We start from the raw sequence: 14,719 nt of genomic DNA, 5'->3' as shown, positions 1-14,719 counted from the left end.
GATTAGCGCAGAAACACTTTGCCAATGAGATAGGTGGTCGCCTGGCCGCCAATCAGCACCCGATCGCCCTGCCACTGACAGCGCAGATCGCCGCCCCGGGCCGAGACCTGACGAGCCAGCATCGTGGTTTTCCCCAGGCGTTTGCCCCAGTACGGGATCAGCATGGCATGTGCCGAGCCGGTGACCGGATCTTCCGCTACCGCTTCGCCAGGGCAGAAGAAACGGCTGACGAAATCATACTGTTCCCCCGGCGCGGTAACGCACACCATTTTGCCGAGCGGTTTCAGCCCGTGGATATCCGGGGCCAGCGCCCGCACCTGCTGCTCGCTCTCCAGCACCACCAGATAGTCGCGCCCGGCGCTGATTTGCTGATAGCTGTCGATGCCGAGGCACTGAAGCAGCAGCGGCGGCACGTCGCACGGCTGCGTCTGCCATGCCGGGAAGTCGAGGGTCAGCCAGTCGCCGTTGCGCGTCACCGCCAGGTCACCGACGAAACGCGTGGTAAAGTGGATAGTGGTATCCGGGAAATCGAGATACTCAAAAATCACGTGAGCCGCGGCGACGGTGGCGTGTCCGCACAGGTCAATTTCGGCCTGGGTAGTGAACCAGCGCAGCTCGAACCCGCTATCGGTGCGCACGAAGAAGGCCGTTTCTGACTGGTTATGCTGCTGCGCCATGCGCAACAGGGTTTCATCCGGCAGCCACTCGGTAAGCGGGCAGACCGCTGCGGCGTTGCCGCCGAAAGTGTCGCTGCTGAAGGCGTCTACCATGTAAAAATCTACTGTGTTCATCAGGTTACTCTCCGGTTATCTGGCTACCACCCTGGCAGAGCCGCTGCCTTTCGCCAACGACTTTTATCATGCCCCTCCCTCATCCAGGCCATCACGTTTGCTCACGAAGGCTGACGCCAGCTAAAAATGAGATTCAGATCACAAAATGGTTGAATTTCCGTCAGCGGAGGTTTTAAGATCCCTCGCTTACCTTTTTCTTCTCACCAACGCGATATGAATGACTATGACGATTAACACAGTCCCACGCAGTGTGGCGTGGCTGCGAGTGGTGACGCTTGCCGTCGCGGCTTTTATTTTCAATACCACTGAGTTTGTGCCGGTTGGGTTACTCTCGGATATCGCGCAAAGTTTTGGCATGGAGACGGCGCAGGTGGGGATCATGATCACCATCTACGCCTGGGTCGTGGCGCTGCTGTCGCTGCCGTTTATGCTGCTTACCAGCCAGATTGAGCGCCGCAAGCTGCTCATCGCCCTGTTCGTGCTGTTTATCGGCTGTCACGTGCTCTCGTTCCTCGCCTGGAACTTTACGGTGCTGATTATCAGCCGTATCGGCATTGCCTTCGCCCACGCCATTTTCTGGTCGATTACCGCATCGCTGGCGATCCGCCTGGCGCCCGCGGGTAAAAAAGCCCAGGCGCTGAGCCTGCTGGCCACCGGTACCGCGCTGGCGATGGTGCTCGGTATCCCGATTGGCCGCATCGTCGGGCAATACTTTGGCTGGCGTACCACCTTCTTTGTGATTGGCGTCGGGGCGCTGGTAACGCTGATCAGCCTGATTAAGCTGCTGCCGAAACTGCCGAGCGAACACTCCGGCTCGCTGAAAAGCCTGCCGATCCTGTTCCGCCGTCCGGCGCTGATTAACATCTACGCCCTGATTGCCGTGGTGGTCACCGCCCACTACACCGCCTATAGCTACATTGAGCCGTTCGTGCAGACCGTTGCCGGGCTGAGCGGCAACTTCGCCACCGGCCTGCTGCTGCTGCTCGGCAGCACCGGTATTCTCGGTAGCGTGCTGTTCGGCAAGCTTGGCAACAATCACGCCTCCACGCTGGTGAGCGGTGCTATCGGCCTGCTGGCGCTCTGCCTGGCGCTGCTGATGCCGTCCGCCAGTAATCCTACCACCCTGCTGACGCTGAGCGCGTTCTGGGGCATTGCCATGATGGTGATTGGGCTTGGCATGCAGGTGAAGGTGCTGGCGCTGGCCCCGGATGCGACCGACGTGGCGATGTCGCTGTTCTCCGGCATCTTTAACATCGGCATCGGTGCCGGCGCGCTGGCGGGCAGTCTGGTCAGTCAGCACCTGTCGATGGCCTCCATCGGCTATGTCGGGGCGCTGCCAGCGCTGGCGGCCCTGATCTGGTCGGTGATCATTTTCCGTCGCTGGCCGGTACAGCTGGAAGAGAGCCAGCCGGTAATACATTAATTTCAGGGTGGCGATGGCCACCCTTTTTTATGGCGTCGGCGGGAGCGGCGTACCGTTTACCACTGCGCCAATGACCGCTTCCTGCCAGCTGAACCACGGATTCCACGTCAGACGAGCGTGAACTTTATCTTCCGCCTGAAATCCCCAGTCGGAGTACCACACCTCTTCCCCCTTCAGACAGCGCTGAGCAAACGCCTCGCTCTGCCCGTTGGCACACAGCCGTTCCCGGCCCGCACGTCCGTACAGCGGGTTATCCGGGGAGAACAGCACCGACATATGGGAGAACTGGCTGATGCGCTCGTCAGGCAGATAGTCGGTGCGCACCAGCACTCGGGAGACCGCCTGTTGCGCCGTGCGCGGATTACCGTACCAGATCAGGCGACTGGCGGGATGCGGAAAATCCTCGTCGAAGCGGTCAAGCATCCAGCGGGTATCCAGCACCGAATCATGCTCCGCCAGCACCATCACCACCGGCTTAGTAAACGGCTGTGCCGCCAGCAGGCGCCGGGCGGTGGCGCTGGTGTACCAGAACTGAGCGAAGCCGTTGGTCGGCACCCGCAGATAGCGCGTGGCGATCTGCTGCGGGAACACCTCGCTGCGCGGGCGCAGCCAGTCGCGGAACAGCGCCAGCGCAGGGGCCAGGAAGTCATAACGGGTATCGGATTTGAACGCCGGAGAGAACAACAGCAGCCCGTCGACGTCATGCCCGACGGCATATTCCAGCGCGAGATTGGCCCCGGTAGAGAACCCGCCGAGCCACAGCGTATCCACCTCAGAGGCCAGCATAGCCGCCTGCTCGCGCACTACCTGACGCCAGTCGTCGACCGTCACCGCCAGCATATCTTCCGGGCGCGTGCCGTGCCCCGGGAGCAGCACGGTGCGCACCAGAAAACCCTGCTGCGCCAGCGCCGGGCCGATATCGCTGAACGAGCCGGGGGAATCTCCCAGCCCGTGCACCAGCAGAATACCCTTGCGCGCCCGCCCCGCCGGACGCCACTCCTGCGGGCTGTTCCAGGCCAGTTCGCCGGCTTTATCCAGCGTCTGAAACGCGCGGTGCGCCAGCAGCCAGTCGCGGGTCTGCTGCTGATAGGCGGCAAAGCTGTGCTGGCCGAGCGGCGGCGCAGCGACCTGCTGACGCTGACACCCCGCCAGTACCAGCAGAAGCAGTGCCATCCACAGCACGCGCGTCACTGTGGGTGATAGCTGGAAACAATCTCCAGCACGCCGTTAATGATGAACTGCACGCCCATGCAGACCAGCAGGAAGCCCATCAGCCGCGAAATGGCCTCGATGCCGCCCTTGCCCACCAGGCGCATGATCGCCCCGGAGCTGCGCAGTGACAGCCAGAGGATCAGGCCAATCAGGGCAAACACCAGCGGCGGGGCCAGCATCACCACCCAGCCCGAAAACTCCGCGCCGTGGCGCACGGTGGAGGCCGAGCTGATGATCATTGCGATGGTTCCGGGTCCGGCGGTGCTGGGCATCGCCAGCGGCACAAAGGCGATATTGACATCCGACTCCTGGCTCAGCTCTTCGGATTTGCTTTTCGCCTCCGGGCTTTCATGGGCGTGCTGCTGGGGGAACAGCATGCGGAAACCGATAAACGCCACGATCAGCCCGCCGGCGATACGCAGGCCCGGTATCGAAATACCGAAGGTGTTCATCACCAGCTGCCCGGCATACCAGGCGACAATCATAATAATAAAGACGTAGACCGAGGCCATCAGCGCCTGCTGATTGCGCTGGGCGCTGTTCATGTTGCCGGCAAGGCCCAGGAACAGCGCCACGGTGGTCAAGGGATTCGCGAGGGGTAACAGCACTACCAGCCCGAGGCCGATGGCCTGTAACAGTTCCAGCATGGTTCTCTCCGTGTGCGATAAATAGCGGCTCCGCAGTATAGAAACAAATGCTTGTACAGCGCCACCGGGTTGTCTCTTTATGTGACGTTGTCACGAGTTATACTGGCGAATTTGGCTTAAGGTTGCTAAAAAAAATGATAATAAATCAATCTCTTCCGCTGTTCCCTGAATCGGTTTAGCTAATCGTGGCATAGGATGACCCATTCATTTGACAAATGGTTGCCGCGGCAATAATATCTCGCGTGACTAACTACTTGCCGGGGCAACCTTCGTGAAAAACACAAGCGACCTGTTTAATGAAATCATTCCACTTGGACGTTTAATCCATCTGGTGAATCAGAAAAAGGATCGCCTGCTTAACGATTATCTTTCGCCCCTGGATATCACCGCTGCGCAGTTCAAAGTGCTGTGTTCTATTCGCTGCGAAGTGTGCATTACGCCGGTGGAGCTTAAAAAAATCTTATCGGTCGATCTGGGTGCGCTGACGCGCATGGTGGATCGCCTGGTATGTAAAGGCTGGATTGAACGCCTGCCGAACCCTAATGATAAACGCGGTGTGCTGGTCAGGCTGACAGCAGATGGCGCCGCGCTGTGTGAGCAGTGCCACCGTTTAGTGGGACAAACTCTGCATCAAGAACTGACTAAAAACCTGACAGAAGAGGAAGTGGCATCGCTTGAATACCTGCTCAAGAAGGTGCTTCCCTGAACAAGAAGAGGTATGACAATGTCCAGACGTAATAATGATGCTGTCACAATCCTTAGCATTTTGGACTGGATCGAAGATAACCTGGAATCCCCGCTCTCGTTAGAGAAAGTGTCGGAACGCTCGGGTTACTCCAAATGGCATCTGCAACGTATGTTTAAGAAAGAGACCGGGCACTCCCTGGGTCAGTATATTCGCAACCGCAAGCTGACTGAAATTGCCCGCAAGCTCAAGCACAGTAACGAGCCAATTCTCTATCTGGCTGAACGGTACGGGTTTGAATCGCAACAGACCCTGACGCGCACCTTCAAGAACTATTTTTCGGTGCCGCCGCATAAGTTCCGCATTACCGATATGCCGGGCGAGGCAAAATATTTACACCCGCTAAACCATTAATAGCGAACCAGAGGGGCATCATGCCCCTGCTATCGTCGAGAGACGTAACCGAGGAAATCATGAAACGTTATACCTGTGTGGCCGCGGTGCTGATGCTGCTGGCCTCGGGTTCCGTGCTGGCTGAACAACCTGCCAGCACCACGACACTTCCGTCGCGCGAGACCCTGATCGCCGCCCCGGCCAGTAACCAGTCCCAGTGGGATTTCAACCATATGGGCGCCGGGAGCGACAAGTCTGATGAGCTGGGCGTGCCCTATTACAACGCCCGCCGCTAAGCGTAACGGCCCTGCCATCCGGCGGGGCTTTTTTTTATCCCTGCGCCGGGATCTTACGACGAAGACGCAGCCCGAAAACGTTGATATACAGCCCCGCCATGATCATCACGGCGCCGATCATCTGCAGCAGGGAGAGATGCTCATCCAGCAGCAGTGCGGCGCTGGCCAGCCCCACCACCGGCACCAGCAGCGACAGGGGGGCCACCCGCCAGGTCTCATAGCGCCCAAGCAGCGTGCCCCAGATGCCATAGCCGATAATGGTGGCGACAAATGCCAGATAAACCAGTGAGGCGACCGTTACGGTGTCGATTTCGACCAGACTGCGCAGCATCACCGCCGGGCCATCCAGCAACAGGCTGGCGACAAAGAACGGTACGATGGGGATCAGCGCACTCCACACCACCAGCGACATAATGGCCGGACGCTGCTCCAGCATCATGATTTTCTTGTTAAAAATATTGCCGCAGGCCCAGCTGAACGCGGCGGCCAGGGTGAGCATAAACCCGAGCAGCGCCACATGCTGCCCGGTGAGGCTTGCCTCCACCAGCACCAGAATGCCGAACACTGCGAGGGTGATCCCCACCAGCTGGCGTCGCTGCAGCCGCTCGCCGAACATCACCGCACCGAGAATGATGGTGAAAAACGCCTGCGCCTGCAGCACCAGCGACGCCAGCCCGGCGGGCATGCCGAAGTTAATTGCGCTGAACAGGAAGGCAAACTGGCCGAAGCTTATCGTCAAACCATAGCCAAGCATCAGGCGCAGCGGAATTTTAGGGCGCGCCACGAACAGCAGCGCCGGAAACGCCACCAGCAGGAAGCGCAGCCCTGCCAGCAACAGCGGCGGCATGTTGTGCAGGCCCACTTTGATCACCACAAAATTCAGCCCCCAGGCCACCACCACCAGCATTGCCAATAACCCGTCTTTACGCGTCATACCTGCCCCAGTCTTTTTAATAATTTGTTAAAACTTATCGGGAATTGAGGCCGCTGTATAGTCATCCCCCACTAATTCTGGCAGGGGTAAAATGGCACTTCAGAACACCTGGTGCCGTATACAGCCCTGATTTGGCATGGTATTGCTAAATAACAGCGCATTTCAGATAAGTGCTTTCAATGCCACAGGGAAAAAGATAAGAAAATGTTATCAAAAACGACGATATCTACCGGCGGGTTACTCGCCTCTTCGCTGCTTCTCACCATTGGCCGAGGGGCCACGCTCCCCTTTATGGCAATCTACCTGACGCGCAAATATGGCATGGCGGTGGATGCTGTTGGCATCGCCATGAGCATCGCCCTGACCGTTGGCGTGGTATTCAGTCTCGGTTTTGGCATTCTGGCCGACCGCTTCGATAAAAAACGCTATATGCTGCTGTCGATTCTGGTATTCATTACGGGTTTTATCGCCATCCCGCTGGTGCATGACCCGCTGCTGGTGGTGATCTTTTTCTCGCTGATTAACTGCGCTTACTCGGTATTCTCCACGGTGCTCAAGGGCTACTTTGCCGATACCCTGGAACCTGGCGCGAAAGCGAAGATTTTCTCGCTCAACTACACCTTTCTTAACATCGGCTGGACCATTGGCCCGCCGCTCGGCACCCTGCTGGTGGTCTACAGCATCGATATGCCGTTCTGGATGGCGGTATTTACCTCGGCCATTCCGCTGGTGCTGATCCAGCGTTATGTCCAGTCGGTGCAGATTGCCCGCGCCGGCCCGGATCAGGCTGCGGTGAAATGGTCACCGTCGGTGATGCTGCACGATCGCGCCCTGATGTGGTTTACCCTCTCGGCCTTTCTTGGCTCGCTGGTGGGTGGCTCGTTTGCCTCCTGCATTTCACAATATCTGCTGGCGGTGGCCGACAGCGACTTCGCCCAGAAAGCCGTAGGCCTGGTGCTGCCGGTTAACGCCGCCGTGGTGGTGTTACTGCAGTACGCCGTGGGCCGCCGGCTGACGGCGCAGAACCTGAAACCACTGATGGGGCTGGGTACACTCTGTTTTATTCTTGGTCTGGGCGGCTTTATGATCGCCGACACCAATCTGCTGCTGTGGGGCGTGTCGGTGGCTGTCTTTACTATCGGCGAGCTTATCTATGCGCCGGGAGAGTACATGCTGATCGATCACATCGCCCCGGCGGGCATGAAATCCAGCTACTTCTCCGCGCAGTCCCTCGGCTGGCTCGGCGGCGCGCTTAACCCGCTGGTGACCGGCGTTATTCTCACCACGCTCCCGGCATGGTCGCTGTTTGCCATTCTGACTGGCGCTATCGTGCTGGCATGGCTCTGCATGTTGAAAGGGATGCATGGCCGCTCCTGGGATACGCCGCGGCTGACGGCGGTGTAGACAGGCATGGTGCGATTTTCTCGCATCGAACAATAGCCGTAACAGCGGTGGCAGGACTCGATGTTTTAAGACCTGTCATCAAGGACGGAATAAACTGCTCCACGCTCGCGTTTGCCAACGCTAAGCACCAGTACCGTGATCGTGTCGTCACGCACCTGGTACACCAGGCGATAGCCTGACGCGCGCTGTTTGATTTTGTAATAGTCTTTGTAACCGTGCAGACGGGCGGCAGGCACTCGCGGATTCTCCAGCCGTTTCGCGAGCGCCTTTTTAAATGCCTCCCGCACGTTATGCCCCAGCTTCTTCCACTCAGCCAGAGCATGTACTTCGAAATGAAGTTTATAAGTCATCCAGACTTACCTCGACGGTATCTCCGTTTTTACGTTCTTCCGCGATGAGTGCCAGCTCAGCATCCTCAGCCAGCTCAAGTAAACGCGCATAAAGCGCCGGGGGAACGCAATAGAACGCAGGTTCATTACGATTAAGAATGGCAACAGCTTCTCCTCCGCCTTCAGACACAGTGCCCATGGGGTTACGCTTAAGATCGGTGATGCTCGCTGCCGTTCTGGACAGAATTTGAAATGGCATATAAAGTCCTCTTAAAAGCACCTTTAAGTGTACTATAAAAAGTGCTTCTTTCAATACAGCGAGCTTAAATCATCACCAGCCCCCGCACCCCTTCGCGTTCCATATCCGCCCCGCTACCGCGCTGGATCACCGCGCCGCGCGACATCACCAGATAATGGTCAGCCAGTTCAGCGGCGAAATCATAGAACTGCTCCACCAGCAGGATCGCCATATCGCCCCGGTTCGCCAGCTGGCGTATCACCGCCCCGATCTCCTTGATCACCGAAGGCTGAATACCTTCGGTGGGTTCATCCAGAATCAGCAGCTGCGGTTGCGTCGCCAGCGCGCGACCGATCGCAAGCTGCTGCTGCTGCCCGCCGGAGAGATCGCCGCCGCGCCGGTGTTTCATGGCATGCAGCACCGGGAACAGCTGATAAATCTCGTCCGGAACCTGATGAGCCTGCCGCGCCGGGAAACGCGCCAGGCCCATCAGCAGGTTTTCTTCCACCGTCAGACGGGGGAAAATTTCCCGCCCCTGCGGGACGTAAGCGATACCGGCCTGCACCCGCTGGTGCGGCTTGCGCGCGGTGATGGTTTTATCCTGCCAGCTGACGCTCCCGGAACGGGCGGGCACCAGGCCCATCAGGCACTTCAGCAGCGTGGTTTTACCCACCCCGTTGCGTCCCAGCAGGCAGGTGACCTCGCCAATGCGCGCCTCAAAGGAGACGCTGCGCAGAATGTGGCTGCCGCCGTAATACTGGTTAAGCTCGTTGACCTGTAGCATCTGTTACTCCTCGTTATCTCTGCGCTTCAGCGCCCAAGGTAGACCTCAATCACCTGCTCATTGGCCTGCACGTCGCGCAGCGAGCCCTCGGCCAGCACCTGCCCCTGGTGCAGCACGGTCACGTGATCGGCAATGGTTTCCACAAAGCCCATATCGTGCTCCACCACCATCAGGGAGTGCTTTCCGGCGAGGGTGCGAAACAGCTCGGCGGTGTACTCGGTTTCGGCATCGGTCATCCCGGCCGCAGGCTCATCGAGCAGCAGCAGATGCGGCTCCTGCACCAGCAGCATGCCGATCTCCAGAAACTGTTTCTGTCCGTGCGAGAGCTGTCCGGCGCGGCGGTGCCGCTCCCCGCCCAGGCGCAGCAGCGTCAGCATCTCGTCGATGCGGTCGCGCTGTTCGCCGCTCAGGGCCGCGCGCAGCGTGCCCCACACGGTTTTGTCACCCTTCTGGGCAATCTCCAGATTCTCGAACACCGTCAGCGCCTCAAACACCGTCGGCTTCTGAAACTTGCGTCCGATACCGCGCCGGGCTATCTCTGCCGGGCTGAGCGCCGTAAGATCGGTGGACTGATCGTACCAGGCGCGGCCGGTCTGGGGCCGGGTTTTACCGGTGATGACATCCATCAGCGTGGTCTTGCCGGCTCCGTTGGGGCCGATTACGCAGCGTAATTCGCCCACGCCGATGCGCATCGACAGATTGGTCAGCGCCTGAAAGCCGTCGAAGCTGACGTTGATCTCTTCCAGCTGCAGCACCGGGTCGGTATGGGCGCGAAAGCGGTCGCTCGGCTGCTGGCGGGTAAAGGGTTGGTCTGACGGCTGCATCATTTCTCTCCTCTGCGCAGCAGGCCAATCACCCCGCGCGGTAAAAACAGCGTAACCACAATGAAGATCAGTCCGAGGAACAGCTGCCAGTACTCCGGCATCGCCACGGTAAACAGGCTTTTTGCTCCGTTAACCAGTCCGGCACCGAGCACCGGGCCAACCAGGGTCCCGCGTCCGCCGAGGGCGACCCAAATCGCGGCTTCAATAGAGTTGGTGGGCGACATCTCGCCGGGGTTGATGATCCCCACCTGCGGCACGTACAGCGCCCCGGCCAGGCCACACAACACCGCCGACAGCGTCCATACCAGCAGCTTGAAGCCGCGCGGATCGTAGCCGCAGTACATCAGCCGGTTCTCCGCATCACGCACCGCGGTCAAGATGCGGCCAAACTTGCTGCGCGCCAGCATGAAGCCGATGAGCAGTGTCGCCAGCAGCAGGATCACCGTTGCCAGAAACAGGCCGATGCGCGTTGATACCGCGGTCACCGGCTGGCCCAGCAGCGTGGTGAAGCCGGTGAAGCCGTTATTACCGCCAAAGCCAGTTTCATTGCGAAAGAACAGCAGCATGCCGGCATAGGTCAGCGCCTGGGTCATGATCGAGAAGTAGACGCCTTTGATTTTCGAGCGGAAGGCAAACCAGCCAAATACCAGGCCGAGCAGCCCCGGCAGCGCCACCACCAGCACCATTGCCCAGGCGAAATGCTGGGTGCCCCACCAGTACCACGGCAGCTCGCTCCAGGAGAGAAACGACATAAACGCCGGTAGCCCGTCCCCGGCGGCCTGGCGCATCAGATACATCCCCATCGCATAGCCGCCGAGGGCGAAAAACAGCCCGTGCCCCAGCGACAGCAGCCCGGCATAGCCCCAGACGAGGTCGAGCGCTACGGCGACGACGGCATAGCAGAGCACCTTACCCACCAGCGTCAGGGTCCAGGTTGACAGCGCCAGCGGATGCGCAGCGGGAAGCAGCGCCAGAAATGGCATAATCAGCAGCAGCGCCACCAGCACCGACCCGAGCAGCAGGCTCAGGCGCGGCGCGCGGCGCGTCAGGGTTAACGTCAGCGGCTGGCTCATCAGTCCATCACCCTCCCTTTGAGTGCGAACAGCCCCTGCGGGCGTTTCTGAATAAACAGGATCACCAGCACCAGAATGGCGATTTTCGCCAGTACCGCGCCGGTCTGCGGTTCAAGGATTTTATTGAAGATGCCAAGGCCAAACGCCGCGGCGACGCTGCCCGCCAGCTGCCCGACACCGCCCAGCACCACCACCAGGAAAGAGTCGATGATGTACCCCTGGCCCAGTTCCGGCCCGACGTTACCCAGCTGCGACAGCGCCACGCCGCCCAGCCCGGCAATGCCCGACCCCAGCCCGAAGGCCAGCATATCGACGCGGCCCGTCGGCACGCCGCAGCAGGCCGCCATCGAACGATTCTGGGTGACGGCGCGGATCTGCATCCCCAGCCGGGTGCGGCTGAGAATAAGCCAGGTGAAGAACAGCACCAGCAGCACGAAGCCGACCACAACCAGCCGGTTCCACGGCAGGATCAGGTTCGGCAGCACCTGCAGCCCGCCGGAAAGCCAGCCGGGATTTGCCACTTCGAGGTTTTGCGCGCCGAAGGTCATGCGCACCAGCTGGATCAACATCAGACTTATCCCCCAGGTCGCCAGCAGCGTCTCGAGCGGACGACCATACAGGTGGCGGATCACCGTGCGCTCCAGCGCCATGCCGATACCCGCGGTAATAACAAACGCAACCGGCAGCGCTACCACCGGATAGAGGGCAAGCCACTGCGGCGCAAACTGGATGAAAGCGCTCTGCACCAGCCAGGCGCTGTACGCGCCCAGCATCAGCATCTCCCCATGCGCCATGTTAATGACGCCCAGCAGGCCGTAGGTAATGGCGAGGCCCAGAGCCGCCAGCAGCAGGATCGAGCCGAGGGACACGCCCATAAACGCCTGCCCCAGCAGCTCGCCCACCATCAGGCGCTGGTCGATTTTGCGCAGGCTCTGGCTGGCGGCATCGCGCACGCGGGCATCGGGTTCATGTTCCGCCCCGGCGAAGGGAGCCAGCCGGGCGCGCATTTCCGGATCGGCAATGCTTCCCAGCCGCTCTACCGCCTGTAAGCGCAGCGCCGCATCCGGGCTGGTGAGCTGCAGTCCCGCCAGCGCGCCATTCAGGGCATCGCGCACATCGTCATCTTGCTCCACCGCCAGCCGGGCTTCGATCAGCGGCAGCATCTCGGGCTGCGGATCGCGTCCCAGTTCACGGGCTGCGGCCGCTCTTTTCGTGACGTTGTCACTCACCAGCTGGTGCGTGGCGAGGGCGGTACGGGTCAGGTTGCGCAGGCGATTGGTCAGGCGCACCTGCTTTATCGCCCCGGAAGGCGTCGCGGCGTCGCCCAGCGGCGTCAGCGTCTCGCCGTGCCGGGCAAACGGGTGTTTCGCCTCATCCACCACCAGGCTCTCCGCCGCCAGCGCCTGCAGCAGCGGCAGACGTGCCGCATCGGGTGCCGCGGCCCAGTGTTGCAGCAGCGCGGTTTGCTGCGTGCGGTTCGCCGCAGTGAAGGCGTCGGCATCGGCGGCGCGCGCCAGGCCGGGAAGCAGCCAGGCGGCTATCAGCAGCCAGCGTAGAAATTGCATGGTCGTCTCCCTGGTATTCAGCGGATGGAAAATTCCCTCAGCGCCAGCGCCTTGCCTGAGGGGATTTTTCGTCAGTTAGCGGCAGTTTTCACCGGCGCATCGGACTTCTTGTCATTCCCGGCGATAAACGGGCTCCACGGCTGGGCGCGCACCGGCTGTTCGGTCTGCCACACCACGTTGAACTGACCGTTACCTTCGATTTCACCGATCATCACCGGCTTGTGCAGGTGGTGGTTGGTTTTATCCATGGTCAGGGTGAAGCCCGACGGCGCACTGAAGGTTTGCCCCGCCATCGCCGCACGCACCTTATCCACATCCGTGGTGCCCGCTTTCTCAACGGCCTGCGCCCACATATGCAGACCGACATACGTCGCTTCCATCGGGTCGTTAGTCACCACGGTGTCGGCGTTCGGCAGCTTGTGCGCTTTGGCCCAGGCCCGGTAGGCGGCAACAAATTTCGCGTTAGTCGGGTTATCCACCGATTCGAAGTAGTTCCATGCCGCCAGGTTACCCACCAGCGGTTTGGCATCGATGCCGCGCAACTCCTCTTCCCCCACCGAGAAGGCCACCACCGGCACGTCAGTGGCCTTCAGGCCCTGGTTAGCCAGCTCTTTATAGAAGGGAACGTTGGAATCGCCGTTGATGGTAGAGACCACGGCGGTTTTACCACCGGCGGAGAATTTCTTGATGTCGGCGACGATGGTCTGGTAATCGCTGTAGCCGAACGGGGTATACACCTCCTGGATATCCTTATCCTGCACCCCTTTCGAATGCAGGAAGGCGCGCAGGATTTTGTTGGTGGTGCGCGGATAGACGTAGTCGGTGCCGAGCAGGAAGAAGCGCTTCGCCTCCCCGCCGTCCTCGCTCATCAGGTATTCCACCGCCGGGATCGCCTGCTGGTTCGGTGCCGCGCCGGTGTAGAAGACGTTCGGCGACATCTCTTCGCCCTCGTACTGCACCGGGTAGAACAGCAGGCCGTTCAGCTCCTCAAACACCGGCAGCACCGATTTACGCGATACCGAGGTCCAGCAGCCGAACACCGCGGCCACCTTGTCCTGGCTCAGCAGCTGGCGCGCTTTTTCGGCGAACAGCGGCCAGTTGGATGCCGGGTCCACCACCACCGGTTCAAGCTTTTTACCCAGCACGCCGCCGCTGGCGTTGATCTCATTGATGGTCATCAACGCCACGTCCTTGAGCGGCGTCTCTGAAATCGCCATGGTGCCGGAGAGCGAGTGCATAATGCCCACTTTGATGGTGTCGGCGGCCTGAGCGCTGAAGGCGAACCCCATGCTGATAACCGATGCAGAAAGTGCGAAAGCTTTTATTAAGGTACGACGATGCATAACTTCACTCCTGAAAAATGGGCTGTGTGTAATTAGCGAAACTTCGACTGCCGCGCCTCGTGCAGCATATGAAGCGTTATTTTGCGAACCTCTTGCTGACTCTGAGCGATATGACCGGACAACAGGGTGTGCGCCTCCTTCAGGTTGCGGTTGAGAATAGCGAGCAGGATCTGGCTGTGCTCGGCATAGGTGGCCTGTACGCGCGCCGGTTGGGTGAAGTCCATGCGGCGCACGATGCGAATTTTGTCGGTGACGTCGCGATGCACCCGCGCCATCTCCGGGTTGCCTGCGGCCTCCAGCAGCGCCATGTGGAACGCTTCATCGTGACGCGCCACGCTCTGGCCCTCCGGCAACGGCGGCGCGTCGATCCAGAACTGCTTTAAGGCCTGCAGTGCCAGCGGAGTCACGTCCGGAGGCAAGGCGCACAGGCGCTTCACCGCCTCGCACTCCAGCACCACGCGCAGGTCGTACAGCGCCTCCAGGTAGTCAAAATCGATGGTCTTCACCTGCCAGCCGCTGCGCGGCTGCACCGCCAGATAACCCTCCTGCTCCAGGGCATACAGCGCCTGACGCACCGGCGTGCGGCTGGCCGCCATCCGCGCGGCAATGTCGTTTTCACTGAAGCGATCGCCGGGCAGCAGCTGGAAATCGAAGATCTCCTGCTTCAGCAGCCGGTAGATGCGATCGGCCTGGCCTTCGGCGTTCAGCGGCTTTAACCGTTTTTGCACGGGCATGGTGATGCTCCTGAGTCGTGTGCCATTGCGGGTGCGCGGCGCTT

General features: G+C 60.2%; 17 protein-coding genes. 5 read left to right on the top strand and 12 right to left on the bottom strand.

Annotated elements, in window-relative coordinates; genetic code table 11:
* Positions 1 to 2: 2 nt before the first annotated feature.
* Entirely contained in the window at positions 3 to 791 is a 789-nt protein-coding gene (locus ET34_RS0113040; protein WP_031522717.1) for a PhzF family phenazine biosynthesis protein, read from the bottom strand.
* Positions 792 to 1,014: 223 nt separating this feature from the next.
* On the opposite strand from ET34_RS0113040, the gene ET34_RS0113035 reads away from it, so the two are divergent.
* On the top strand, positions 1,015 to 2,214 hold the full coding sequence (locus ET34_RS0113035; RefSeq protein ID WP_031522716.1) for a sugar transporter: 1,200 nt from the start codon (positions 1,015 to 1,017) through the stop codon (positions 2,212 to 2,214).
* Positions 2,215 to 2,241: 27 nt separating this feature from the next.
* Here the strand turns inward: ET34_RS0113035 and ET34_RS0113030 are convergent, their stop codons facing one another.
* Both ET34_RS0113030 and ET34_RS0113025 read right to left on the bottom strand, forming a co-directional pair.
* On the bottom strand, positions 2,242 to 3,387 hold the full coding sequence (locus ET34_RS0113030; RefSeq protein ID WP_031522713.1) for an alpha/beta hydrolase: 1,146 nt from the start codon (positions 3,385 to 3,387) through the stop codon (positions 2,242 to 2,244).
* A 14-nt stretch (positions 3,388 to 3,401) separates the two neighbouring features.
* Positions 3,402 to 4,073, bottom strand: a complete 672-nt coding sequence (locus ET34_RS0113025) for a MarC family NAAT transporter (protein ID WP_031522711.1) — start codon at positions 4,071 to 4,073, stop codon at positions 3,402 to 3,404.
* A 271-nt stretch (positions 4,074 to 4,344) separates the two neighbouring features.
* Here ET34_RS0113025 and marR point away from each other — a divergent pair, with 271 nt between their 5' ends.
* The 3 genes from marR to ET34_RS0113010 are packed head-to-tail and all read left to right on the top strand — an operon-like array spanning position 4,345 to position 5,447.
* On the top strand, positions 4,345 to 4,779 hold the full coding sequence (marR, locus tag ET34_RS0113020) for a multiple antibiotic resistance transcriptional regulator MarR (RefSeq protein ID WP_031522710.1): 435 nt from the start codon (positions 4,345 to 4,347) through the stop codon (positions 4,777 to 4,779).
* Positions 4,780 to 4,797: 18 nt separating this feature from the next.
* Positions 4,798 to 5,172: an MDR efflux pump AcrAB transcriptional activator MarA gene (gene marA, locus ET34_RS0113015; RefSeq protein WP_024548731.1), complete on the top strand. Its 375-nt coding sequence runs from the start codon at positions 4,798 to 4,800 to the stop codon at positions 5,170 to 5,172.
* A 59-nt stretch (positions 5,173 to 5,231) separates the two neighbouring features.
* Positions 5,232 to 5,447 carry a multiple antibiotic resistance protein MarB gene (locus ET34_RS0113010; RefSeq protein ID WP_031522708.1) on the top strand — a complete coding sequence of 72 codons (216 nt, stop codon included), beginning with the start codon at positions 5,232 to 5,234 and terminating at the stop codon, positions 5,445 to 5,447.
* Positions 5,448 to 5,481: 34 nt separating this feature from the next.
* On the opposite strand, the gene eamA is transcribed toward ET34_RS0113010, so the two are convergent.
* Positions 5,482 to 6,381, bottom strand: a complete 900-nt coding sequence (gene eamA, locus ET34_RS0113005; RefSeq protein WP_031522706.1) for an O-acetylserine/cysteine exporter — start codon at positions 6,379 to 6,381, stop codon at positions 5,482 to 5,484.
* Positions 6,382 to 6,585: 204 nt separating this feature from the next.
* On the opposite strand from eamA, the gene ydeE reads away from it, so the two are divergent.
* The gene (gene ydeE, locus ET34_RS0113000; RefSeq protein ID WP_031522705.1) at positions 6,586 to 7,785 is read left to right on the top strand and encodes an efflux MFS transporter YdeE; all 1,200 of its coding nucleotides are present in this window, start codon (positions 6,586 to 6,588) and stop codon (positions 7,783 to 7,785) included.
* A gap of 65 nt (positions 7,786 to 7,850) precedes the next feature.
* Here the strand turns inward: ydeE and ET34_RS0112995 are convergent, their stop codons facing one another.
* From ET34_RS0112995 to ET34_RS0112960, 8 genes are all read right to left on the bottom strand, one after another.
* Positions 7,851 to 8,135, bottom strand: a complete 285-nt coding sequence (locus ET34_RS0112995) for a type II toxin-antitoxin system RelE family toxin (protein ID WP_031522704.1) — start codon at positions 8,133 to 8,135, stop codon at positions 7,851 to 7,853.
* Positions 8,125 to 8,373 (bottom strand): type II toxin-antitoxin system Phd/YefM family antitoxin, encoded by a 249-nt coding sequence (locus ET34_RS0112990; protein WP_031522702.1) that lies wholly within the window; start codon positions 8,371 to 8,373, stop codon positions 8,125 to 8,127. Before ET34_RS0112990 ends, ET34_RS0112995 begins: the two co-directional genes overlap by 11 nt.
* Positions 8,374 to 8,437: 64 nt before the next feature.
* Positions 8,438 to 9,136 carry an urea ABC transporter ATP-binding subunit UrtE gene (gene urtE, locus ET34_RS0112985; RefSeq protein WP_031522700.1) on the bottom strand — a complete coding sequence of 233 codons (699 nt, stop codon included), beginning with the start codon at positions 9,134 to 9,136 and terminating at the stop codon, positions 8,438 to 8,440.
* Positions 9,137 to 9,162: 26 nt separating this feature from the next.
* Complete coding sequence (gene urtD, locus ET34_RS0112980) at positions 9,163 to 9,960, bottom strand: urea ABC transporter ATP-binding protein UrtD (RefSeq protein WP_031522698.1); 798 nt, start codon at positions 9,958 to 9,960, stop codon at positions 9,163 to 9,165.
* Complete coding sequence (gene urtC, locus ET34_RS0112975) at positions 9,960 to 11,033, bottom strand: urea ABC transporter permease subunit UrtC (RefSeq protein WP_031522696.1); 1,074 nt, start codon at positions 11,031 to 11,033, stop codon at positions 9,960 to 9,962. The genes urtD and urtC overlap by 1 nt, the downstream gene beginning before the upstream one ends.
* On the bottom strand, positions 11,033 to 12,598 hold the full coding sequence (gene urtB, locus ET34_RS0112970; protein ID WP_031522694.1) for an urea ABC transporter permease subunit UrtB: 1,566 nt from the start codon (positions 12,596 to 12,598) through the stop codon (positions 11,033 to 11,035). Before urtB ends, urtC begins: the two co-directional genes overlap by 1 nt.
* A gap of 71 nt (positions 12,599 to 12,669) precedes the next feature.
* Complete coding sequence (urtA, locus tag ET34_RS0112965) at positions 12,670 to 13,941, bottom strand: urea ABC transporter substrate-binding protein (protein ID WP_031522692.1); 1,272 nt, start codon at positions 13,939 to 13,941, stop codon at positions 12,670 to 12,672.
* A 32-nt stretch (positions 13,942 to 13,973) separates the two neighbouring features.
* Positions 13,974 to 14,675 carry a GntR family transcriptional regulator gene (locus tag ET34_RS0112960; RefSeq protein ID WP_031522691.1) on the bottom strand — a complete coding sequence of 234 codons (702 nt, stop codon included), beginning with the start codon at positions 14,673 to 14,675 and terminating at the stop codon, positions 13,974 to 13,976.
* Positions 14,676 to 14,719: the final 44 nt, after the last annotated feature.

The organism is Siccibacter colletis (genome assembly GCF_000696575.1).
Taxonomy (GTDB): Bacteria; Pseudomonadota; Gammaproteobacteria; order Enterobacterales; family Enterobacteriaceae; genus Siccibacter; species Siccibacter colletis.
The sequence above is the reverse complement of the archived record's forward strand: the minus strand, read 5'-3'. Positions and strand labels throughout refer to the sequence as shown.